We start from the raw sequence: 21728 nt of genomic DNA on the forward strand, positions 1-21728 counted from the left end.
CACAGGAGCCGCATGCCGTCCCTGGGCGGCGTAAAACAGCGCAAGCCGGGCAGCCACTGGGGAGCCGAGTCTTCAGGCACGGGCAAGCGGTCTGCTGGCGGTGGGGAGTGACACGGTGATGGGCACGGCGGAGCGGCACGAGGCGGCCGAGGACGGCGCCACGGCGCATGTGACGGTGCGGCGCGGCCCGGAAGCGCTGGATCGCGACATTCCGGTGGACGGGCGCGAGGCGACAGGCGGCGGCCGAGAAGCCGCGGTGGGCGTGGGTACGGTGACAGCGGACGAGCGCGAGGTCTCGGTCGACTCCGGCGTCGCGGCCGCGACGGACGAGGGCACGGCCGTGGCAGGTGACAGCGGGGCGAGTCGAGCTTGGTCCGGCCACCGGTCACTGTGGGTGGAGGAGCCCGCGCGACGGCCCCGGATGCCGGATCCGGTGCGGACGTCGGCCGTGCGAGCGGTGCTGATCATCGCGATCACACTGATCCAGGCGATGGTGGCCTTCCTGTGCACCATGGCGGGATCATGGCTGGCCTTCCCCATGGTGATCAGCAGTGTGGTCAGCACCGTGGTGGCCACCTGGGGTGCCCTGGACGTCTGGGTGACCCGCCAGGTGTGGAAGCAGCGCAACGGTGTGGTCTCGACGCCGAGCAGCACAGCGCGCGCCCTGCGCCGGGAGCGCAGGCGGATGCGACGCCAGGCACGACAGGCCGAGCGCGCGCAGGAGCGGATACGGCGGCAGGGCGCGGCCGGGCAGTTGTCGCACTCCTGAGCGCGGTCGAGCGGCGCGGATCCGGAGGCCACGGCCTCTCCTACCTCGGGGTGACGGCACCGATGCTGGCCGGCCGTTTGTACATGCGGGTCGCCGTGATCTCGCTGTGCACCGCCTCGCCCGCCTGGGGCTGCTGGGGAAGTCCTGGGCGGAGGTGTTCCTCCACGCTGATGTACTTCAGGCCCGCCCTGAGGTCGGCGTCGTTGCGCAGTCGGATGACCAGCGGGAACTCGGCCAGCGCGGTGGTGTCGAACAGGCCGGTGGTGTAGAGGAGCTGGACCCCGAGCGCGTCCGACACCGCGCGCTGGAGTTCCAGCAGGTAGGTGGCGTTGGCGCGGCCGATCGGGTTGTCGAGGAACAGGGTTCCGGCGTGCCGGTGCTTGTCCCGGCCGCGGTCGTTCGAGCGCAGCGCGGCCATGGTGCAGTACAGGGCGATGGCGGCCGTGAGCAGCTGACCGCCCGAGAACACGTCGCCCATCTGCCCGACGGGCACACGCTCGGCACGCAGCACCGCGTCCGGTTTGAGGATCTCGACGGCGACGCCCTTGGGCTGGAGTGCCGCGGCCACGCCGCGCAGCAGCAGGGACATGCCGTCGCGCCGCAGGTCCGAGTTCTTCTTCACCGCGGCCCGGGTCGCCTCGTCGATGACCTCGCCCAGCCGTTCGGTGAGCGTGGCCTGGTCGGGCTCCTCGAAGCGGATGCGCAGGAACTCCTGCCCGGACCACTCACCGAGCCCCTCGGGCAGCCGGGACAGCCGCTGGGCGGACCGCAGGGTCGTCAGCGCCGATTCGACCAGGCCCCTGAGCCGGTCCACGATCGAGTCGCGGTTGCGCTCGAGTTGCGCCAACTCGTCGGTGAGCACGCGGAGTCGGGGCGCGAAGGCGTCCGCCCACTTCTGCGCGTGCTCGGGCAGCGCGGACGCGGGCAGGTCGCGGATCTGCTGGCGGGCGGGGGTGCGGACCTGCTCGTAGCGGGTGGAGTTGGCGTGCCGTACGAGCACGTCGCTAGCCTCGCGCACGGCGGCCTCGGCGGCCGAGAGGTCGGCGGCGCAGCCGCGCAGTGACCGGCGGGCCTCGGCGGCGGAGTGCCGGGCCTCCTCCGGGCTGCCCGGGTAGGCCTCCGGCGTCTCCTGGTCCTCGTCCGAGGTGTGCTCGCGCAGCAGGTCACGCAGCATGGCGGCGATCTCGTCGAAGCCGCCGGCCGCGTCCTCGGCGGCACGGTGCGCTTCGAGGAGCTCGGTGTGGGCCTCGCGGGCCTGTGTCAACGCCTCGGTGCGGGAGGCGAGTTCGGCGGTCGCCGTGCGCAGCAGGGCCTGCGCGTGCTCGGCGTCGCGCGGCTGGAGTTCCTCGGACAGCTCGGTGTGTGCCTCGCCGTCCTCGGGCGCGTGCCGCTCGGCCTCGCCGCGCAGTCGCCCGAGCTGCTCGCTCGCACTGGACATCCGCGTCTCCAGAAGCTGAACGAGCTCCTCGGCGCGCGTGGCGGCCGCCTGCCGCGAGGGGCCGTCGGAGCCGTCGGGCGACTGAAGGAGCTGTTCGGCCCGGGTGCGGACCTTGTTGCTCAGCCGGTCCAGCTCGGCGCGGGCCGCGCTCTCGTCGCTCTCCGCGCGGGCCTGCTCGGCCCGCAGATCGGCGCCGACGCCGACCTTCTCGTACACCTGGGAGGCGGCCCGGTACGCCTCGCGCAGCGCGGGCAGGGACGACCTCGGGGCATCGGCGTCCGCGTCCGTTTCCGGTACGTCGTCGGGGGCGCCGGCGATCTCCGAGCGCTCGGCGCGCAGGGCACGCGCGGTGCGGCGCGCGTCGTCGGCGGCGCGCTGGGCGGCACGGCGGTCCTCGTCGGCGGCGCGGGCGCGCTCCAGGCACACCTGGGCGCGGGCCTCGGACTCGGTGGCCTCGTCGGCGAGTTCGCGCAGCTTGACCTGCCAGCCCGCCCGCTCGCGCAGCCGGAAGGCCAGACCGGCCAGGGCATCGGCGGCGCGCCGCGCCTTCTGCGCGGCCTCCTGGCGCTCGTCGCGAACCTGGGCGGCCTCGGCGGCGGCTTCGTCGGCCTCGGCCCGCACGGTCCGCGCCTCGGCCAGCTCGGCCTCGGACTCCTCGGCGAACGCGCGCGTGTCCCGGGCGGTCTGCGCCAGCTCGACCAGGTGGCCGGACGGGCAGCCGGTCCGCCAGGAGGCGAGCCGCGCCGCCAGTTCCCGGTCCTTGCCGAGCCGGGCGGCGAGCGTACGGATCTCCTCGTCCCGCTCGGTCGCCCGCGCGCGCAGCGCCTGTCGTTCCTCGTCGGCGGCGTGCTCGTCGTGCATGGCGGGGTTCGGCGGTACGAGGAAGACGTCACCGCTGCGGGAGTCGGGCGCCGGGGTCGGGGCGAGCAGGGCCGCCGCGGTGCCGACCGCGACGGCCGACCGGGGCAGCAGGGCCGCGTCGCCAAGCGCCTCGCGAGCACGCGCGTGGGTGTCGGGGTCGGTGATGATCACGCCGTCGACCAGTTCGGGCCGGGCGGCCAGCACACGAGCGTGGTCGGCGGGGTCGACGGCCTGCGCGAGGTAGCGCCAGCCCGGCAGGGCCGGGATGCCCTGCTCACCGAGGAACTCCACGGTGGCCAGCACGTCCGGCCCGGGCGGCAGCAGCCCGCCGTCGCCGAGCGCGCCGAGGATCCGGGAGTCGTCGGCGGCTGCCGTACGCAGCTCGAAGAGCTGCCGCTCGGCGGCGGAGACGGCGTCGTCGAGCAGTTCGCGCAGCTCGTCGGCGAAGCGGTCCAGATCCTCCGGCGTCAGGCCGCCTTCGGCGGCGGCACTCGAGGCGGCGTCCTGCGCGCCGTCGCGCGCGGTCGTGGTCCCGTTGCCGTCGTCACCGCTGCGCGGAGCGGGCACGGTCCCGCGCCGCGCACCGGATTCGCCTACACCCCCGAACTCGCCTGTCAGACCGATCAGTTCGGCCAGCCGCTCCTCCGTCGCCAGTCCCTCGGCGAGACGGCGCTCGGCGTCGTAGGAGCGCTCCGCGGCGGTGGCCGCGTCTGCCGCGCGGGCTGCCGTCAGCTCCGCGCGGGACTCGGTGGAGGCCGCCTCACGCGCGTGCTCCGAGGCTCGCCTCGATGCCTCGCGGGCGGTGTCCCAGGCGGCGACGGCCGTCTTCTCGGCGTCGCTCGCCGCGAGGGCGGCGCGGGCCGGGTCGGCGTCGGGCGCGCTGTCGTCGAGCCAGCCCGCGCGGACGGCCTCGGCGGTCTCCTGCTCGACCTCGGACAGCCGCTGCCGCAGATGCCCGACCTCGCTGCGGGCCCGCTGCGCCTCGGTGGCGGCGGCGGTGGAGTCCCGGTACGCGCAGTCGCTGACCTCCTGGAGGGCGGCGGACCGCTCCTCCTCCTCGTTGGCGAGGGTCTCGGCGCTCTGCGCGGCCGCCTGCAGGGCCCGTACGAGATCGACGGCGGCCTTGGCGCGGGCGGCCAGCGCGGGGGCCGCGTCCCGCTCGGCCTCCTGGATCGCGGCGGCCACGCGCGCGACGCGGTCGGCGGCGGCGCGGTGCCGCAGGGCGGTCTCCGCGGCCTGCCAGGCGGAGTGCAGCGTGCGCGCTTCGGCGAGCTCACGCTTCTGTGCGGCCGCCGTCTTCTCGGCCGCCGCGAGGGCCAACGAGGCGTGCCGATAGGCGAGTTCGGCGGCGATCAGGGCGCTGCGCTCCCGCGCCGCCTCCGAGTGGGTGACGGCGTACGCAGCGGCGGTGACTCGCTGGGCGAGGTCGCCCGCCCGGACGCGCTCCTGGACGCCGCGCGCGGACAGCCGCCTGGCCAGGGTCCGGGTCCGTCGCTCGGCGCCGGCGTGGATGTCACGCGCGCGTGAGCGTGTCTCGGCGGCCTCGACGATCCGTCCGAGCAGGTCGACCGACCCCGCGGTGAAGTCCCGCTCGGCGATCAGTTCGGCACGCCGGCCCAGCTTGTTGCCGAAGCCGCTGACCAGGTCGGCGAGGCCGTCGGTGTCGCGGGTGTCCGTGACGGCCCGCAGCAGCAGGTCGGTGAAGTCCGAGTCCTTCTTGACCGCGAAGAGGCCGGCTGCCTCACCCTCGTCGGCGTTCATCTCCCGCTGGTAGCGGAAGAGTTCGGGGTCCAGGCCGAGGTCGCCCAGGTGCTCGATCCAGCGGTCGTGGATCTCCTCCCAGTGCACTTCCAGATGCGGATATGCCTTGCCCGCCTCGGTGATGGCGTCCCGGAAGCCCTTCATGGTGCGGCGCCGGCCCTGCGCGCCCGACTGGCCCTCGACGGGCGGCCGTACGGCGGTGGACTCGGCGACGGGCAGGTTGTCCAGGCTCAGCCCGGGTCCGGGGCGGAAGGAGTACCAGGCCTCGGCGAACTTGCGCGGGTCGTTGGAGACCTGGCGCCCGCGCCACTCGCTGACCTTGCCGACCACGACGCACTCGCCGGTGAGCGTGTGCTGCCACTCCAGCGCGACATGCCCACAGTCGTCGGCGAGCAGGAACTTGCGCAGCACTCCGGAGCTGGCGCCGCCGAGGGTGTTGCGATGGCCCGGCAGCATCACGGAGAAGATCAGCTTGAGCAGGACCGACTTGCCGCCGCCGTTCTCCAGGAAGAGCACACCTGCGGGAGCGGGCCGGCGCGGCGGGCCGACGGGCTCCTCCTCGAAGAACTCCGCCTGTGTGGGCGCGGGATCGGGCACGGGCTCGCCGACACCGCGCAGGTCCAGCACGGTGTCGGCGTAGCGCGCACCGGCCGGCCCGATGGAGTAGAGGCGGACCCGGGACAGCTCGTACATGGCGGACTCTCGTAAGTCTTCGGCTAGGTCTTGGGCGGATCAGGGACGTTCGGGAATTCAGGTGGAAGGGAGTCGGGCGGAGGGATTCAGGCGAGGGCACACAGACGCAGGGAACTCAGGCGGAGTGGAACGGCAGCCCGGCGTCGGCCACCAGCTCCAGGTCGTCGGTGTCCTCGGCGGCCAGCAGCGTCGGTGTGCCGTCGGTGACCGGGACCACGCCCAGCTCCAGCAGCTCGGCCATGGCGGCGCTGCCCGCCATGTCACGCACCTGGAGTTGGTAGCGGGCCGTGGTCCGGTAGGTGCCGCCGTTGTCGTCGCCGGTGCGCTGGAGGAAGCCGGAGTCGGTGAGGAAGGCGGCCGCCTTGCCGACGATGCCGGTGGTGGAACCGGCGAGTCTGCGCGCGTCCTTGGTGGCGCCGGTCGCGCTGCGTCTCACCCAGATCCGCCAGGCGGCCTCCAGGCCGGGCGCGTCCGTCGCCGGGTCGGTGTTCTCGCCCTGTTCGTCGGCTCGCTCCTCCAGCCGTCGGCAGGCCTGCCGTACGAAGGCGTCGACACCGTTGACCGTGACGCGCCCGATGTAGCCGTCGTCGGCGAGGTCCTCGGGCCGCGGGAACGCCATCGCGGCGATGGCGAGATGGGCCAGGCCGTGCAGGAAGCGGTCGCCGCCGTCGGCGGAGGTACGACGCGCGTAGTCGCCCATGCGGACGGCGAACACGGAGTCCTCGGCGGCGGTCACGGCCATCCCCGCGCGCGGGGACACCTCCAGCACGACGAGTCCGAGCCCGGCGGCGACGGCGTCCGCGAGCCGTGCGAACGGCGGGTCCTCCCGGTACCGCCGCAGCAGTTCCGCGTACTCCTGGTCCCGCGCGGGCTGCAGCTTCGGCTGGAGGCCGAAGGCGACCAGCCGGGCCGCGTCGGCCGCGTCGGCGGGGGTGACCACGGCGGTCGCCGCCGGGGCGGGGGCCTCGGTGTCACTCCATTCGACGTGCTCGCTCACGGTCGGTGCTCCTTGCTGCGCTGTCGCTCACTCATGCTGCTTCCGTCCTGTCCGCCGCCATGCCGGCCGCGTCCAGCAGGGCCGTACCGACGATGAGGTCGGCTCCGCCGAACTCGGGATCGTCCAGCTCGGTCCCGTCGTCCACGGCGAACAGCAGCTTCTCCTCGCCCTGCCGGTAGGCCGTGCCGACCGGCGGGCTGGCCGCGTGGACGGCCAGCAGTGCGACGAGATACGGCAGATCGGGGTCCTGTCGACGCGCCTGGGCGAGCAGCCCGGACAGTCTGCGCGGCGCGTCGGCCGGCAGGTCCAGCAGCTCCATCGCCGCGGCCAACTGCTCCTCGCTGAACCGGCTGTCGTCCGGCGTCGCGATGAGGTCGGGCTCGGGCATCTCGGCGCCCAGGTGCTCGCGCTCCACGGGCGGCGTCAGCAGTATGTCGACCAGGTCACCGACCCGCACCGACACCGGCGTACGCAACCCGGTCCCGCGCGCGAAGAAGGCGTCCGTGACCCGGACGGACTGCTCCAGGGGCAACGGCAGGACGGGGGCGACGAGATGGCCGTACAGGTCGATCCCCGACGTCGTCATCGGCGTCGCGAAGGCCTGCCGGTCCTGTTCGGCCCGGAAGAGCGGTCCGGCCTCCAGCAGCCGCGACTGCAACTGCGTGTGCCGTCGGATGCAGTCCTTCACGATGTCGACGAGCTCGGCGGCGCGCCGCTTGTGCTCCGGGTCCTCGGTCTCGTCGCGGGCCTTGCGGATGTTGGTGAGGATCGCGTTCTCGTGGCGGTACCGGTCGGCGACGTGGTCCAGTGCTTCGGCGATCATGTCCGGCACCGCGTTCAGCCAGTCGACCGCGCGGACGTTGCGGCGGGTCGCGTCCAGGGCCCTGCGGAGGGTCTCGGAGTACTGCACGGTGCGGTACCGGGCCTGCTCGGCGGCGAGCTGCGCGTCGGCGAGGCGGCCGCGGTTGATCAGCACCTCCAGCTTGACCTCGGCGGCGATCTGGGCGCTGGTGACGTCGGTGTCGAGGGCGCCGACCAGGACGTTGACCGCCTCGTCGGTCGTGCGCAGGTACACGGTGCCGCCCGGCCCCGGCACCTCCTCGATCAGCTTGAAGTCGTAGTCCCGGCGGACATAGCTGCCGTCCGGCGCGAAGGTGCCGTAAACGGCACGAAAGCCGCGGTCCACGCTGCCGACGTTGATCAGGTTCTCCAGGACCCAGCGGGCCACCCGCTCGTGCTCGGCGACCGGGCGGTGCGGGGCCTGGGCGGCGATGCGCGGGATGAGGCGGGCGACGATCTGGTCGTGGTCGGCGCCCGTGTCGAAGTCCATGTTCAGTGTGACCAGGTCGATGGCGGCGAGGGCCACCTCGGCCATGCCGTACACCGAGTACTCCCCGGCGAGGTTGGCCTTGCGGGCGTCGAGGTCGTGCAGCGGCGCGGTGCAGGCGAGCGCACGCAGCCGCCGCGCCAGGCCCTCGTCGGCGGCCGGACCCGGAGCCGGGCGCGGCCCCGCGCTGAGCTGGGGCGGAACACGGTCCGTCGATGCAGGCGAAGTCACGGTGCACAGACTAGGTCCTGGGTCTGACATCGGCCCAAACGAACGCGTACCGCCTGGCCCCCGAAGCCCAGGTCGGGCCGGTCGTGGCCGGTCCTGGCCCTACGGGGCGCTCACCCGCCGCCGGTAGACCTCCACGACCCGTTCCAGCGAATCGTCGAGATAGACCGCGAGGAGCTTCTCCGCCTCACCCTTGTCGCCCGCTTCCAGGGCCCCGAGGATCTCCCGGTTGCGCGCGAGGTAGGGCTCGTGCAGCCGGTGCGGGTCGTCCACCACGTGGAAGGCCAGCCGAAGCTCCGCGAAGACGCTGCGCATCAGTTCGTCGGTGCGGGCGCTCCCGGCGAGCGAGACCAGTTCCCGGTGGAAGTGGATGTTGGCCGTGCCCAGCCCTTTCCAGTCACCTTCGCGCACCGCGCGCCGCCCCTCGGCGACCGCTTGGGCGGGCCCGTCCAGGGGGTACGGCGGTTCGCCGAGCCCGCGCACGACGGCGCACTCGACGAGGCGGCGGGTGCGGTAGATGTCCTCGACGTCCTCCACCGTCAGGACCCGTACGAACACGCCCCGGTTCAGCTCGTGCACCAGCAGCCGTTCATGGGTGAGCAGCCGGAACGCCTCGCGCAGTGTGTTGCGGGACACACCGAGCGCGCCTCCGATGCTGTCCTCCGACAGCCGGGTGCCGGGTGGGAAGAACCCTTCGGCGATACGGCTCCTGAGGATGTCCGAGACCCGTTCCGCGGTGCTCGTGCGGCCCAGGAGGGCACGGTCGTCGGCCAGTCCGCCCAGCTGCTCTGCCATGCCCGGAATTCAACCGCAGACACGAGAACGAAACAACAGGGGTATTGAAGGATCGTTCAACGATCCTCTACCTTGCTGCTCACCGTTCAGCTCAGTCCCGCACCCTCCGTCCCTCTCTGCGAGGTGCCCATGAGCACGACCCCTCCGCCGAAGGCCCTGACCGACGCCCACTCCACCGCCGATGAACGAGCCGCCGGCGAACACGCCGGTGACGACGGCGCGTTGGCCTGGCTGCGCGCCCTTGGTCCGCGCGGCCGCCGCGCCTTCGCGGGCGCTTTCGGTGGCTATGCCCTGGATTCGTACGACTACTTCACGCTGCCGCTCAGCATGGTCGCCCTGGCCGCGTACTTCGGCCTGGACAGCGGCCAGACCGGCCTGTTCACCACCGTCACGCTGGTGGTCTCGGCGATCGGCGGCGCCCTCGCGGGCGTGCTGGCCGACCGGATCGGCCGGGTCAGGGCGCTGATGATCACGGTCGTCACCTACGCGGTCTTCACCGTCGCCTGCGGCTTCGCGCCCAACTACGAGACGTTGCTGGTCTTCCGCGCCCTCCAGGGCCTCGGCTTCGGCGGCGAGTGGGCGGTCGGCGCGATCCTGGTCGCCGAGTACGCGAGCGCCAAGCACCGGGGCCGCACCCTGGGCGCGATCCAGAGCTCCTGGGCCGTCGGCTGGGCGCTGGCCGCGATCATGTACACGCTGGTCTTCTCGCTCGTGGACGACGACCTGGCCTGGCGCGTGATGTTCTGGACCGGCGCGCTGCCCGCCCTGCTCGTCATCTGGATGCGACGTCGGGTGCACGACGCTCCGGCGGCGGTGGCCGTACGCGAACAGAGCCCGCAGAAGGGGTCGTTCACGGCCATCTTCAAGCCCGGCCTGCTGCGGACGACGGTCTTCGCGGGGCTGCTCTCCACCGGTGTCCAGGGCGGCTACTACACCCTGGCCACGTGGGTGCCGACGTATCTGAAGACCGAGCGCGACCTGTCGGTCGTCGGCACCGGCGGCTATCTGACGTTCCTGATCTCGGGCGCCTTCATCGGCTACCTGACCGGTGGTTACCTCACCGACCGGCTGGGCCGCCGGCGCAACATCTGGCTGTTCGCGCTGCTGTCGGCCGTCTGTATCCTGGCGTACGCGAACATCCCGGACGGCGCCAACACCCTGCTCCTGGTGCTCGGTTTCCCGCTCGGGTTCTGCATGTCGGCGATCTTCAGCGGCTTCGGGTCCTACCTGAGCGAGCTGTACCCGACGGCGGTGCGCGGTACGGGACAGGGCTTCACGTACAACACCGGCCGCGCGGTGGGCGCCGTCTTCCCCACCGCGGTCGGCTTCCTGGCGGACAGCTGGGGCGTGGGCGGCGCGCTGGTCTTCGGCGCGATCGGCTACGGCATCGCCGCGCTGGCCCTGCTCGGGCTGCCGGAGACGCGCGGGAAGGAGCTGGCGTGAACCGCACCGAGGACCGCCCACTGGTTGTCAACGGCGAGCACCCGCTCACGGTCGCCAAGGACCGCCCTGCCACCGTCGCTGAGGACCGCCCCGTCACCCTCGTCGAGGAGCACGCGCACGCGTGGAGCCCGGAAGCGGCGCGCGCCCGCTTCCGGGAGGGCCTCACGGGCCCCACGGCCGGGGTCGCGGCGGGCCACACCCAGGTCAACCTGATCTCGGTGCCGGCCGACTGGGCGTACGACATGCTGCTGTTCTGCCAGCGCAACCCCAAGCCCTGCCCCGTCCTTGACGTCACGGACGCCGGTTCCTGGACGACCGTCCTCGCCGAGGGCGCCGACCTGCGCACCGATCTGCCGCGCTACCGGGTGTGGCGGGACGGCGAGTTGGTGGAGGAGCCGACGGACGTGCGCGCGCACTGGCGCGGTGATCTGGTGTCGTTCCTGGTCGGGTGCAGTTTCACCTTCGAGTGGGCGCTGATCGCGGCGGGCGTCCCGATCCGCCACGTCGAGCAGGGCCGCAACGTCCCGATGTACGTGACCAACCGTCAGTGCCGTCCCGCGGGGCGGCTGCGCGGCCCGATGGTGGTGTCCATGCGCCCGGTGCCACCGGCCCACGTGGCGGCGGCGCTGCGGGAGAGCAGCCTCCTCCCGGCGGTGCACGGCAGCCCCGTGCACTGCGGCGATCCGTCCGTCCTGGGCATCGCCGACCTGGGCCGGCCCGACTTCGGCGATCCGGTGGACGCCGGGCCGGACGACATCCCGATGTTCTGGGCGTGCGGAGTGACCCCGCAGGCCGCGGTGATGGCCTCGCGTCCGCCGTTCGCCATCACCCACGCGCCGGGCCAGATGTTCCTCACCGACGCCCGCGACGAGCAGTACCGCGTCGCCTGACAACCGTCCGGCGCGCGACGCGGCGGACCAAGAAGAGACAAAGAAGAGACACGGAAGGACCCATGACCTCGATCGATCTGAACGCCGACCTCGGCGAGGGCTTCGGCCGCTGGCAGCTCACGGACGACGAACGCCTGCTGTCCGTCGTCACGAGCGCCAACGTGGCCTGCGGCTTCCACGCCGGGGACGCGGTCACCATGCGGCGGGTGTGCGAGCAGGCGGCCGAGCGCGGCGTACGGATCGGCGCCCAGGTCTCCTACCGGGACCTGGCGGGGTTCGGGCGGCGCGCGATGGACGTGCCGCCCGCCGAGCTGGCGGCCGAAGTGGCGTACCAGATCGGCGCCCTGGAGGTTTTCGCGCGAGCGGCCGGCACGCGCGTGTCGTACGTCAAACCGCACGGCGCGCTCTACAACCGGGTCGTGCACGACGAGGAACAGGCCGGCGCGGTCGTCGACGGCGTGCTCCTGGCGGACGCCACGCTGCCCGTGCTCGGCCTGCCGGGCTCGCGGCTGCTGGAGCTGGCTGCCAAGGCCGGACTCCCGGCCGTGGCGGAGGCGTTCGCGGACCGCGCGTACACCGAGCAGGGCACGCTCGTGCCGCGCGGCCAGGACGGTGCCGTGGTCACCGACCCGGAGGCCGTCGTGGAGCGCTCGGTGGGGCTGGCCCGCGCGGGTGTGGTCGCCTCCCGGTCGGGGGCCCGGGTCGAGGTACGCGCGCGTTCCCTGTGCCTGCACGGGGACACGCCCGGCGCCGTCGAGCTGGCCCGCCGGGTGCGGGCGCGGCTGGAGGAGTCGGGTGTCCGGGTGGAGGCCTTCGTATGAGGGCGCTGCCCGTCGGCGACGACGCCCTGCTCGTGGAGGTGGCCTCGGGCGAGGAGGCCCAGGCACTGCACACGGAGTTGCTGCGGCGCCGAGGCGAGGGCTCGCTGTCGGTCCGCGAGATCGTCCCCGCGGCCCGGACGGTCCTGCTCGACGGCCTGGCCGACCCGGCCCGCCTGGCCGCCGAACTGACCACCGCCGAAGTCCCGCCCGCTCCCCCGCGCGCGCGTGATGTCGTCGAACTCCCGGTGCGCTACGACGGCCCCGACCTGGCCGACGTGGCCGCGCACTGGGGCGTCGCCCCGCGCGAGGTGGCCCGTATCCACGCCGACACCGAGTTCAGCGTCGCCTTCTGCGGCTTCGCCCCCGGGTTCGGCTATCTGACCGGCCTGCCGCCGCGCTACGACGTCCCGCGCCGGGCCACTCCGCGCACGGCCGTCCCCGCGGGCGCGGTGGCGCTGGCGGGCCCGTACACGGGCGTGTACCCGCGTTCGTCGCCGGGCGGCTGGCAGCTGATCGGCACCACGGACAGCGTGCTGTGGGACCACACGCGCGTGCCGGCGGCGCTGCTGTCGCCGGGCACGCGCGTGCGCTTCGTTCCGGTGGGCTCGGCTCCGATGGGCTCGGCAACGGTGGGGAACTCATGACCGACCGCGCGCTCTCCGTCGTCCGCGCCGGGGCGCTCACCACCGTGCAGGACCTCGGCCGCCCCGGACACGCCCACCTGGGCGTGCCCCGCTCGGGCGCGCTGGACGGCCCGGCGGCGGCGCTGGTCAACCGGCTGGTCGGCAATGCCCCCGAGGCCGCCGTGCTGGAGACCACGCTCAACGGCTGTGCGCTGCGGCCCCGTTCGACGGTGATCGTCGCGGTCGGCGGCGCGCCCTGCCACGTCACGGTCGACGGGCGTCCGGTCGCCTGGGGCGCTCCGGTGCGCGTGCCCGCAGGTGCGCTCCTGGACGTCGGCACGGCCGTGTCAGGTGTACGCGCCTATGTGGCCGTCTCCGGCGGCATCGCCGTCGAGCCCGTCCTCGGCAGCCGCTCCACGGACCTCCTGTCCGGCCTCGGCCCACCGCCCCTCACGGACGGCACCGTGCTCCCCCTGGGCCGGTCGACATGGCTCCACGCGCGCGTGGACGCCGCCCCGCAGCCCGCGCCGCCCGCCGAACTCGTCCTGCGCGTGACACCGGGCCCGCGCGACGACTGGTTCACACCGGCCGCCGTACGTGCCTTCACCTCCCGTGCGTACCGCGTGTCCGCCGCCAGCAACCGCATCGGGCTGCGCACCGAGGGCCCCGCCCTGGAACGGGCGATCACCCGCGAACTCCCCAGCGAGGGCGTCGTCCTGGGCTCGGTCCAGGTCCCGCCCGACGGCCGTCCGGTCGTGTTCCTGGCCGACCATCCGACGACGGGCGGCTACCCGGTCATCGCCGTCGTCCGCGCGGCCGACCTCCCGGCCGCCGCACAGGCGGTACCGGGCACCCCCGTGCGTTTCGTGGCCGTACGCCGTCGCTGACCCGGCTCTCCGCCACGCACGCGCGCTAGGCCGCCTCCGGCGCGGGCCGCTGCCCCGGGACCGAGCGAGGTCCGGGCACCGACAACCCCTCCGGCAGCGGCCACTGCCCCGACATCGGCCGGGGCTCCGGCACGGGCCGCTCCAGCACAGGCCGCTCGATCACCGACCGAGGCTCCGGCACGGGCCGCTGCTCCGGCACTACCCGCTGCTCCGACAAGGACATCCGCTGCCCCGACACCGACGCCTGCACCGGCACCGGCACCGACCCCGGCACCGCCAGCGAAGCCAGCGCCACCGACACCGACTGCGCCGCGCGCAGGTCGAGCCGGCCGCAGGTGCCCTTCGCACGGTGCCGCATCTCGGTGACGGCGAGGCGCAGCAGCTGGGGCAGCAGGTCGTTGCAGCGCCGGACCACCCAGGCGGTACCGGCCGTGGCCAGCCACAGCAGACTCGCCGACCTGGTGGGCGGCGGGAACTCGGGCTCGGCCGAAGGCGCGGCCCCGGTCGCGATGCCCCGCTTCGCCAGCATCGCGTGGAAGCGCAGCGCCAGTTGCCGGTGCCCACGCTCCCCGGGATGCAGCCGGTCCGAGCTCCACATCGCGCGGTCGCCGATCCAGTCGTCGTCGACCGCGTGCAGATGCACGGCCCCGTAGCGCTCGGACAGCGTGTGGACCACCGTGTTGACCGCCCGCTGCCGCCGGGCCAACGGATGGCCCAGCACCCCCGGCAGCCCCAGCATCGTGCCCGGGTCGGGCAGACAGGCCGTGAGCACGGCGGTGCCCTGTCGGGCGAAGGACGCGTAGACCCTGTCGAGGCGGTCGGCGATCTTCTCGATGTCGTAGGTGCCGCGCAGCGTGTCGTTGACGCCCACGACGACGGACGCGATCTGCGGGCGCAGGGCCAGCGCGGCGGGCAGCTGGGTCTCCAGCACGTCTCGCGTCTGTGCCCCGCTGACCGCCAGGTTGGTGAACTCGGCGGCGGGTTCGGACAGCCCGGCGGCGAGCAGCGCGGCCCAGCCGCGCCACCCGTCCCCCACGGGATCGCCCACCCCCTCGGTGAGCGAGTCCCCGAGGGCGACGTACCGGAGCGGTCTCATGCCGCGCCCTCCGCGCGCGCGAAGGGACGGACCGGCACCGCCGCGTCGTGCGCGGTGAGGAAGGCGTCCACCGCCGTGCCCCACCCGAAGCACTCCGCACGCGCGCGTGCCGCCTCCCGGCGCTCGCGCTCGGGACGGTCGAGCAGCATCTCCACGGCGTCCGCGAAGGCGTCCCCGTCGTTGGCCGCGGTGGCCCCGGCGGAGCCGATCACCTCCGGCAGCGCGGACGACGAACTCGCCACCACGGGCGTTCCGCAGGCCATGGCCTCCAGCGCGGCGAGCCCGAACGTCTCGGCGGGTCCGGGGGCCAGGCAGATGTCGGCGGAGGCCTGGAGCGCGCCGAGCAGGCTGCGGTCGGCGACATGCCCGAGGAAGGTCACCGGCAGGTCGCGCTCCTGCGCCCGCTGTTCAAGACGCGCCCGCAGGGGGCCGTTTCCGGCCACTACGAGCACCGCGCGCACCCCGCGTCCGCGCAGCGACTCCAGGGCGTCCAGCGCGGTGCCGGGCCGTTTCTCCACGGAGAGCCGGGAGCACATCACCAGCAGCTTCTCGTCGGCACGCGCGTGTGTCTCGCGCAGCGCCGCGTCCCGCAGGGTGGGACGCCGGTTCATCAGATCGACGCCCAGCGGGGCTCGTACGACGTTGCGGGCGCCGATCCGCACGAACTCCCGCTCGGCGAACTCGGTGGTGCAGACGACCTTCGAGTACGTGTGGGCCGTACGGACGTTGAGGGCGTCGGCGGCGCGCCGGGACAGGTTCTCCGACAGGCCCCAGGTGCGCAGCACTCCGTCGGCGGTCTCGTGGGAGACCATCACGGCGGGGACCCGGGCCCGGCGGGCCCACCTGCCCGTCCAGCGCAGCGTGGTGCGATCGGAGACCTCCAGGCGGTCGGGGGCGAGTTCCTCCAGGAGGGCCGCGACCCGCCGTTTGTCGAGGAGCACGCGGTAGCCGCCGGTGCCGGGCAGCATCGGGCCGGGCAGGGTGATCACGCGGCCCTGCTCGGTCTCGCAGTCGCTGTGCTTCTCGCCCGGCACGACGAGGACCGGATGGTGGCCCGCCAGCTTGAAGCCCTTGCCGAGCTCGCGCAGCGCGGTCCGCAGCCCTCCGGAGGCGGGGGCGACGAAGTTCGCCAGCCGGACGATGCGCAAGGAGGCGTTGGCCGGCGCGTTCGTGGACGTGTTCATCGAGCTGTTCATACCGCCACCGCCGGCCTCCGTGCCTTCAGCACGGCCTCGTAGTGGGCGATCAGCTGATCGCCGATGACAGCCCAGGTGCGTCCCTCGACCGTGGCACGTCCGGCGGCCCCATAGGCGGCCCGCAGCGCGGGGTCGGCGACCAGGGACCGTACGGCGTCCCGTACGGCGTCGGCGTCGCGCGGCGGCACCAGGAGCCCGGTGCGGCCGTGGTCGACGAGGTCCAGCGGGCCGCCGGCGGCGGGCGCGACGACCGGCACGCCGCTGGCCATGGCCTCCTGCACGGTCTGACAGAAGGTCTCGAACGGACCCGTGTGGGCGAAGACGTCGAAGGAGGCGAAGATCCGGGCGAGGTCGTCGCCGCCGCGACGGCCCAGGAACACCGCGCCGGGCAGCGCCTCGGCGAGTGCGGGCCGGCTCGGCCCGTCGCCGACGATCACGACCTTCACGCCCGGCAGTCCGCAGACGCCGGCGAGCAGGTCGATGTGCTTCTCGGGGGCGAGACGGCCGACGTAGCCGACGATGGTCTCGCCGTTCGGGGCGAGTTCGCGGCGCAGTGCCTCGTCCCGGAGTCCGGGGCGGAAGCGGGCTGTGTCCACGCCGCGTGCCCACAGCTCGAGCCGGGGAACTCCGTGGGCCTCAAGGTCGTTCATGGAAGCGCTGGAGGGGACGAGTGTGAGGTCGGCGGCGGAGTGGACGGACCGTATGCGCCGCCAGGCCGCGGCCTCGCCGGCGCCCATGTAGGTGCGGGCATATCCGGCCAGGTCGGTCTGGTAGACGGCGACGGCGGGGATGCCGAGCCGGGCGGCGGCGGCCATGCCACGGACGCCGAGGACGAAGGGGCTGGCCAGGTGCACGATGTCGGGCTGGTGCTGGATCAGCGCTGCGGCCAGGCGCCGACTGGGGAGCGCGACCCTGACCTGGGGATAGCCGGGGAGCGGGAGGGAGGGGACATGGACGACGGGGCAGGGCGCCAGAGCGGCGGCCGCCTTGTGCCCGGGAGCGGGGGCCGGGGCGACGACGATGGGGGCGTGACCGCGATCGACGAGGTGTCGGGCGGTCTGGAGCGCGCAGTGGGCCACGCCGTTCACATCGGGGGGAAAGGATTCGGTCACGATGACTACACGCATACCGGTGTTGTCGCCGTGCTGGACGTGGCCGCGTCAAAGTGGATCTTTCCGAACGACAAACGTCCCATGAGCGTTCCGCTGCGCCCCCGGGCGGGTCAGGTCATGTCCATGCACGCCTGACCCGCAGGTCACCCGGAGTTCACCCGGCGGGCGGATCTCCGCGACTTTCACAGCGCGGACACAGGCCCGCCCGTTGGGTCAGCCGGCGGCCGTGTCCGGCCCGATGCGACTGCGTACAGCCGTCTGCACCTCGGCCTCCTCGGCCGGGTCGGCGGCCAGTCGGCGCAGTCGCTCCACGACGCGCGTGTCACCGGTCTCGGCGTGCCGGGCGGCGATCTCGCGGGTGGTCTCCTCACAGTCCCAGAGGCACTCGACGGCGAAGCCGGAGGGGAAGGAGGGGTCGGTGGCGGCCAGGGCGCGGGCGGTGCGGCCGCGTAGGTGGGAGGAGGCGGTCTCGCGGTAGATATGGCGCAGGACGGGGGCGGCGCAGGCGATGCCGAGCCGTCCGGTGCCGTCGACGAGGGTCCACAGCGTCGGCGCGTCGGGGCCTTCGCCCCGTACGGCCTCCCGTAGTGCGGCCAGGACGAGGTCCTTGTCCTCGGCTCCGCCCCGGCAGGCGAGCATGCGTCCGGCGGCGGCGCCCAGCGGATCGGGCCGTCGGGCCCAGCCGCGCGCGCGGTCGACGGCGGCGACGCTGCGCATCCGTTCGAAGGCGTCGACGGCGGCCTCCACGACCGCCGACGAGCCGGTGACCACGGCCGCCTCGATCAGGTCGAGGGCGTCGGGATCATTGCTGTCGGCGAGGTAGCGCAAGGCGGTACAGCGGGCTCCGTCGGTGCCGTCCTTGGCGGCGGCGACGATCTCGGGCCGGTCCTCGGGGCCCGCGACGGCCATGAGGCACCGCGCGGCGGGCACATGGAGGGCCGCTCCGCGCTCGATGCCCTGCTGGGCCCACTCGAAGACCGCCTGCACGCTCCACCCCGGACGGGGCCCGGTAGGTCGCATCTGCCGCTGCCAGCGGTCGAAGCAGCCGGCCTCGTGCGCGGCACGCACACGCGTGGCGATCGACTCGCGCGGATCCTCCGCCCACAGCCGCCACGGCCGTGGCTCAAAAGCATCGCGTACGGCGGTGGCCAGCTCGGCCTCGCCCTCGGGATCGGCCGGGAAACGCGCGAGGACGGGCGCGGCGAGGGCACGCAGCCCCGCGTCGTCGTCCCGGAGCGCCAGCTCGTCCAGGGCCCAGGCCCAGTTGGAGCCCGTGGCGGCGTACCTGCGCAGCAGTTGGAGCGCGTCCCGCCTGCCGTAGGAGGCGAGGTGGCCGAGGACGGCCAGGGCCAGGCCCGTGCGTGACTCCTCGGTGTCGAGAGCGTCCTCGACGTCGAAGAGGTGCGCCTCGATCTCGTCCAGCTCACCGCTGAGGTCGAGGTAGAGACGGGCGTAGTAAAGGGAGCGGTTCTCCACCTGCCAGTCGTGGCGGGGGTCCCGCAGCACACAGTGGTTCAGGGCCGCGAGCGCCTCGGCGCGCGGGGCGGTGAGCGCGTGCAGTGTGCCGTCGCCGCGGCCCCGCTGGAGCAGGCCGAGCAGCGTACCGCTGGGCGCTATGACCGGTTCGAACATGGGAAACAGCCTCACATCAAGCGTCGACGCAACCGGGGTTCTTGCTTCACCTGGCCGCGTGACAACACGTCGGGGCGCCCGCCGTTTCCTGCTTGCTGTAGACCATCTTCCTCTGCCTCTCGTCGGTGGCCCATGCGGACCGCATCACGGCCCGCGCGGTGCGGCAACACCTGCCCAGCCATCGCGTCCGTGAATCACGACGTCATGATGACTCGGCACTTCCGTCTGCCGCGACCGAAATTTCGGCGGCCCTGTACCGCCTCCCCCGTTTTCCGTGTTTTCGCTGGTCAGATCATTCGGATCAGTGTGCGCCGAACAGCTCGAGCAGTTCGGTCTTGCCGAACATGCGGGCCGTGTCGACGGCCGACGGGGTCCCCGCGGCCGGGTCGGCACCCGCCTCCAGAAGGACCTTGATCACTTCCGTCTCACCCTTGAAGACGGCACCGGCGAGTGGCGTCTGGCCCCGGTCGTTGACACGGTCCCCCTCGGCCCCACGAGCGAGCAGGGCGCGGACCGCCTCGGCGTGGCCGTGATAGGCGGCGAGCATCACGAGGGAGTCGCCGCGGTCGTTGGTGAGGTTGGCCGGTACGCCCGCGTCGACGTACGCGACGAGCGCCTCGGTCTGCCCCTGCCGGGCCAGATCGAAGATCTTGGTCGCCAGCTCCACGACCTCGGGGTCGGGGGCATCAGTCATCGGCCGGACCGCCTCTCACTACGAACACGGGGACTGCGGGGAAAGCTGGAACTACTGGTACTGCTGGTACTGCCGGTACTGCTGGGGAGCACGGGTACGACCGGCGAGCGGTGTCGGCCGTACGAGTGATTCGCCAGGGTACTGGCTCGCGCGGCACATGACCCGATGCGTCCGCGGCAAAGATCATCGCAGACACGGCAGGACGCAACACCCAAGCTCATCCGGTCAAGGACACTCCGCCAACAGTAGGAAATCTGAGGAATTTCACCCAGTTGCACCTTTTATCGTATGGATACATCCTGTGAGCCTGGAAGTACTCATGGTGACTGTCCCCACCAAAACCAGGAGCACTCACATGATCCTCTCCATCTCAGGCGTCGTACTGCTCGGCATCGTCGTCTTCATCTTCTTCCGCAAGGACGGGCTCAAGGCGTCCCACGCCCTGATCTCGGCCCTGTTCGGCTTCTATCTGGCCAGCACGGCCATCGCCCCGAGCATCAAGGCCGGCGGCGAGAGCCTGGCGAGCCTCCTGGGCGGCATCCAGTTCTGACGCCGCCCGTCCAGCCCGTACGCACCTCCAGGAGACAGCAGTGGCCCGCCGCCCCCTCCCCCGCATCCTGAGCACAGGCAGCGCGCAGATCGCCCGAAGCCGGGAGCTGGCCCGGGCGCAGCTCACCCGAAGCCGGGAACTGGCCCGGACGGCGAGCGACAGCGCCTCTGACGTCCTCCATCCGCTGATCACGATCACCCGCGGTCTGCGCCGGCTGGCCTCGGCCGGGCGGCGCAGATGGGCCGACACCCCCAAGGACAAGCGCGGACCGCTGCTGTTCCTGGTGGCCTCGTTGATCCTGGTCGTGGCGCTGGTGCCGTACGGGCCGCTGCTCGCCGTCATCACCCTGATGGCGGCGGCAGCCTGGCAGGGCAGGGACCGTGCACCGGCCACGCCCGAGGGACCCGACGAGTCCCAGACGGAGCGGCTGAGATCGCTGTACGAGGCGCTGGTCCCGTACTTCTCCGCCGCCGACGATCCCGCGCCGCTCTACACCCACGGCGGCGAGTGGGAGAAGGCCTTCCCGGAGTACGAGTTCGACGGCACCAGCCGGATCAGCAGCCTTCTGGTCCGCTACCCGGCCTACTTCACCGACGGCGAGGCGCAGGCCCGCGCGCGGATCGAGCACCTGCTGACCGCGAAGTCGGGCCGTGGCCGGGAGTACCACTTCGCCTGGGACGAGGAGGGCAACGAGCTCGCGGTCAGCGTCCTCGCGCCGCTGCCCACCGACATCGCCGCCCAGCGCTTCGTCACGGCCCCCGGCGAAACGGTTCTCGGCTTCACCGACCCCACCCTGGTCCAGCGCACGCTGCCCCTCACCCACGGCGACCGGCAGCGCGACGTACCGCCGGTCGTCTGGCGCACCGGCATCCGCTCCACCGAGCCCCATCTGCTGGCCCTGGGCCAGCCCGGCAGCGGCACCTCGACCCTGCTGCGCTCCATCGCCCTGCAGGCCCTGCAGTACGGCGACGTCGTCATCGTGGAGGGCGGCGGCACCGGCGAGTACGCGTGTCTGACCGGCCGGGACGGGGTCCTGGCGGTCGAGTGCGGGCTGGCCGGGGCACTGGCCAGCGTGGAGTGGGCGGCGACGGAGACGGAGCGGCGCCTGATCGCCGTGAACCGGGCCCGCCAGGCGGGCAACCCGCCGCCGGAGGACACCAAGCGCCCGCTGTGGATCCTCCTGGACCGGCCGACCGCGTTCACCCACCTCGCCGCCGCGGACGACCGCAAGGACCCGCAGGCCCTGCTCCAGGTCCCGCTCCGGCACGGCCGCTCGGCCAACGTCACGGTGGTCGTGGCCGAGCAGTGGGACGCCCTGGACGCGCTGAGCGACGCGGTACGCCAGCACACGCGCGCGCGTGTCGTGCTCGGCCCCGCCACGGCCGAGCAACTACGCACGGCGCTGGGCGCTCCCCCGCACACCACGCCGGTCGCCGACGTCCCGCCCGGCCGCGGCTACGCCCGTCTGGGCACCGGCCCGGTCCACCGGCTCCAGGTCCCGGCGACCCCGGACCCGTACGACGACGCGACCAGCGACGCACACCGGCAGGCGGTACTGGAACTGCTGCCGGAGCGGACGACGCCGGTGGAGGCGGAGACGCTGGGCCGGCTGGACAAGACGGACCAGGAGCCGGAGCCGGTTCCTGCGGACGCGGTGGTGGCGGAGCCGGTGCCTGCGGAAGCCGTGGCGGCGGAGCCGGCGTGACCCGGGCGGCGTGCCAGGCGGCGTGAGCCACCGGCCCGGCCCGGGCAGCATGCCGAGCCGCGTGAAGCACCGGCCCGGCCCCGGCGATGTGTCGGGCTGCGTGCGCCACCCGCACACCGCCCCAGCGCCCACCCCGCCACGCCCGGGGCGTGTGCGGCCCCCCCCGCCTCGAACTCATCGGGCCGTACCTGGGACCGGCTGCGCCAGATG

General features: G+C 73.4%; 16 protein-coding genes and 1 pseudogene. 8 read left to right on the forward strand and 9 right to left on the reverse strand.

Features of this window, described 5'->3' with window-relative positions:
- The first annotated feature begins 118 nt into the window (after positions 1-118).
- The gene (locus L0P92_RS14585; RefSeq protein WP_234763079.1) at positions 119-769 is read left to right on the forward strand and encodes a hypothetical protein; all 651 of its coding nucleotides are present in this window, start codon (positions 119-121) and stop codon (positions 767-769) included.
- 40 nt (positions 770-809) lie between these two features.
- On the opposite strand, the gene L0P92_RS14590 is transcribed toward L0P92_RS14585, so the two are convergent.
- The 4 genes from L0P92_RS14590 to L0P92_RS14605 all read right to left on the reverse strand — a co-directional run bounded on the left by L0P92_RS14590 (position 810) and on the right by L0P92_RS14605 (position 8869).
- Entirely contained in the window at positions 810-5522 is a 4713-nt protein-coding gene (locus L0P92_RS14590) for a hypothetical protein (RefSeq protein ID WP_234763080.1), read from the reverse strand.
- A gap of 115 nt (positions 5523-5637) precedes the next feature.
- Positions 5638-6519, reverse strand: a complete 882-nt coding sequence (locus L0P92_RS14595; protein WP_234763081.1) for a hypothetical protein — start codon at positions 6517-6519, stop codon at positions 5638-5640.
- A 31-nt stretch (positions 6520-6550) separates the two neighbouring features.
- Positions 6551-8077 (reverse strand): hypothetical protein, encoded by a 1527-nt coding sequence (locus tag L0P92_RS14600; protein WP_234763082.1) that lies wholly within the window; start codon positions 8075-8077, stop codon positions 6551-6553.
- A 99-nt stretch (positions 8078-8176) separates the two neighbouring features.
- On the reverse strand, positions 8177-8869 hold the full coding sequence (locus L0P92_RS14605) for a GntR family transcriptional regulator (protein WP_234763083.1): 693 nt from the start codon (positions 8867-8869) through the stop codon (positions 8177-8179).
- A 129-nt stretch (positions 8870-8998) separates the two neighbouring features.
- Between L0P92_RS14605 and L0P92_RS14610 the strand changes: the two genes are divergently transcribed.
- The 5 genes from L0P92_RS14610 (at position 8999) to L0P92_RS14630 (ending at position 13533) form a co-directional block, all read left to right on the forward strand.
- Positions 8999-10312 carry an MFS transporter gene (locus L0P92_RS14610; protein WP_234763084.1) on the forward strand — a complete coding sequence of 438 codons (1314 nt, stop codon included), beginning with the start codon at positions 8999-9001 and terminating at the stop codon, positions 10310-10312.
- Between the two features lie 20 nt (positions 10313-10332).
- The gene (locus L0P92_RS14615; RefSeq protein WP_234763099.1) at positions 10333-11202 is read left to right on the forward strand and encodes a putative hydro-lyase; all 870 of its coding nucleotides are present in this window, start codon (positions 10333-10335) and stop codon (positions 11200-11202) included.
- 62 nt (positions 11203-11264) lie between these two features.
- Positions 11265-12023: a LamB/YcsF family protein gene (locus tag L0P92_RS14620; RefSeq protein WP_234763085.1), complete on the forward strand. Its 759-nt coding sequence runs from the start codon at positions 11265-11267 to the stop codon at positions 12021-12023.
- Entirely contained in the window at positions 12020-12667 is a 648-nt protein-coding gene (locus tag L0P92_RS14625; protein ID WP_234763086.1) for a 5-oxoprolinase subunit B family protein, read from the forward strand. Before L0P92_RS14620 ends, L0P92_RS14625 begins: the two co-directional genes overlap by 4 nt.
- Positions 12664-13533, forward strand: coding sequence for a 5-oxoprolinase subunit C family protein (locus tag L0P92_RS14630; protein WP_234763088.1), 870 nt, complete (start codon positions 12664-12666; stop codon positions 13531-13533). Before L0P92_RS14625 ends, L0P92_RS14630 begins: the two co-directional genes overlap by 4 nt.
- A gap of 271 nt (positions 13534-13804) precedes the next feature.
- Here the strand turns inward: L0P92_RS14630 and L0P92_RS14635 are convergent.
- From L0P92_RS14635 to L0P92_RS14655, 5 genes and pseudogenes are all read right to left on the reverse strand, one after another.
- Positions 13805-14629 (reverse strand): annotated as a pseudogene (locus L0P92_RS14635) (SGNH/GDSL hydrolase family protein); the annotation flags it as partial.
- The gene (locus L0P92_RS14640; protein ID WP_234763092.1) at positions 14626-15813 is read right to left on the reverse strand and encodes a glycosyltransferase; all 1188 of its coding nucleotides are present in this window, start codon (positions 15811-15813) and stop codon (positions 14626-14628) included. The pseudogene L0P92_RS14635 and the gene L0P92_RS14640, both read right to left, overlap by 4 nt.
- Before the next feature lie 8 nt (positions 15814-15821).
- Positions 15822-16952, reverse strand: a complete 1131-nt coding sequence (locus L0P92_RS14645) for a glycosyltransferase family 4 protein (protein WP_234763093.1) — start codon at positions 16950-16952, stop codon at positions 15822-15824.
- 198 nt (positions 16953-17150) lie between these two features.
- Complete coding sequence (locus L0P92_RS14650) at positions 17151-18569, reverse strand: HEAT repeat domain-containing protein (RefSeq protein ID WP_234763094.1); 1419 nt, start codon at positions 18567-18569, stop codon at positions 17151-17153.
- 301 nt (positions 18570-18870) lie between these two features.
- The gene (locus L0P92_RS14655) at positions 18871-19263 is read right to left on the reverse strand and encodes an ankyrin repeat domain-containing protein (protein WP_234763095.1); all 393 of its coding nucleotides are present in this window, start codon (positions 19261-19263) and stop codon (positions 18871-18873) included.
- 355 nt (positions 19264-19618) lie between these two features.
- Between L0P92_RS14655 and L0P92_RS14660 the strand changes: the two genes are divergently transcribed.
- Both L0P92_RS14660 and L0P92_RS14665 read left to right on the forward strand, forming a co-directional pair.
- Positions 19619-19813, forward strand: coding sequence for a hypothetical protein (locus tag L0P92_RS14660; protein WP_004002760.1), 195 nt, complete (start codon positions 19619-19621; stop codon positions 19811-19813).
- A 40-nt stretch (positions 19814-19853) separates the two neighbouring features.
- The gene (locus L0P92_RS14665; protein WP_234763096.1) at positions 19854-21518 is read left to right on the forward strand and encodes a hypothetical protein; all 1665 of its coding nucleotides are present in this window, start codon (positions 19854-19856) and stop codon (positions 21516-21518) included.
- The last annotated feature ends 210 nt before the right edge of the window (positions 21519-21728 follow it).

This window comes from Streptomyces muensis, from assembly GCF_021474425.1.
Lineage (GTDB): Bacteria > Actinomycetota > Actinomycetes > Streptomycetales > Streptomycetaceae > Streptomyces > Streptomyces muensis.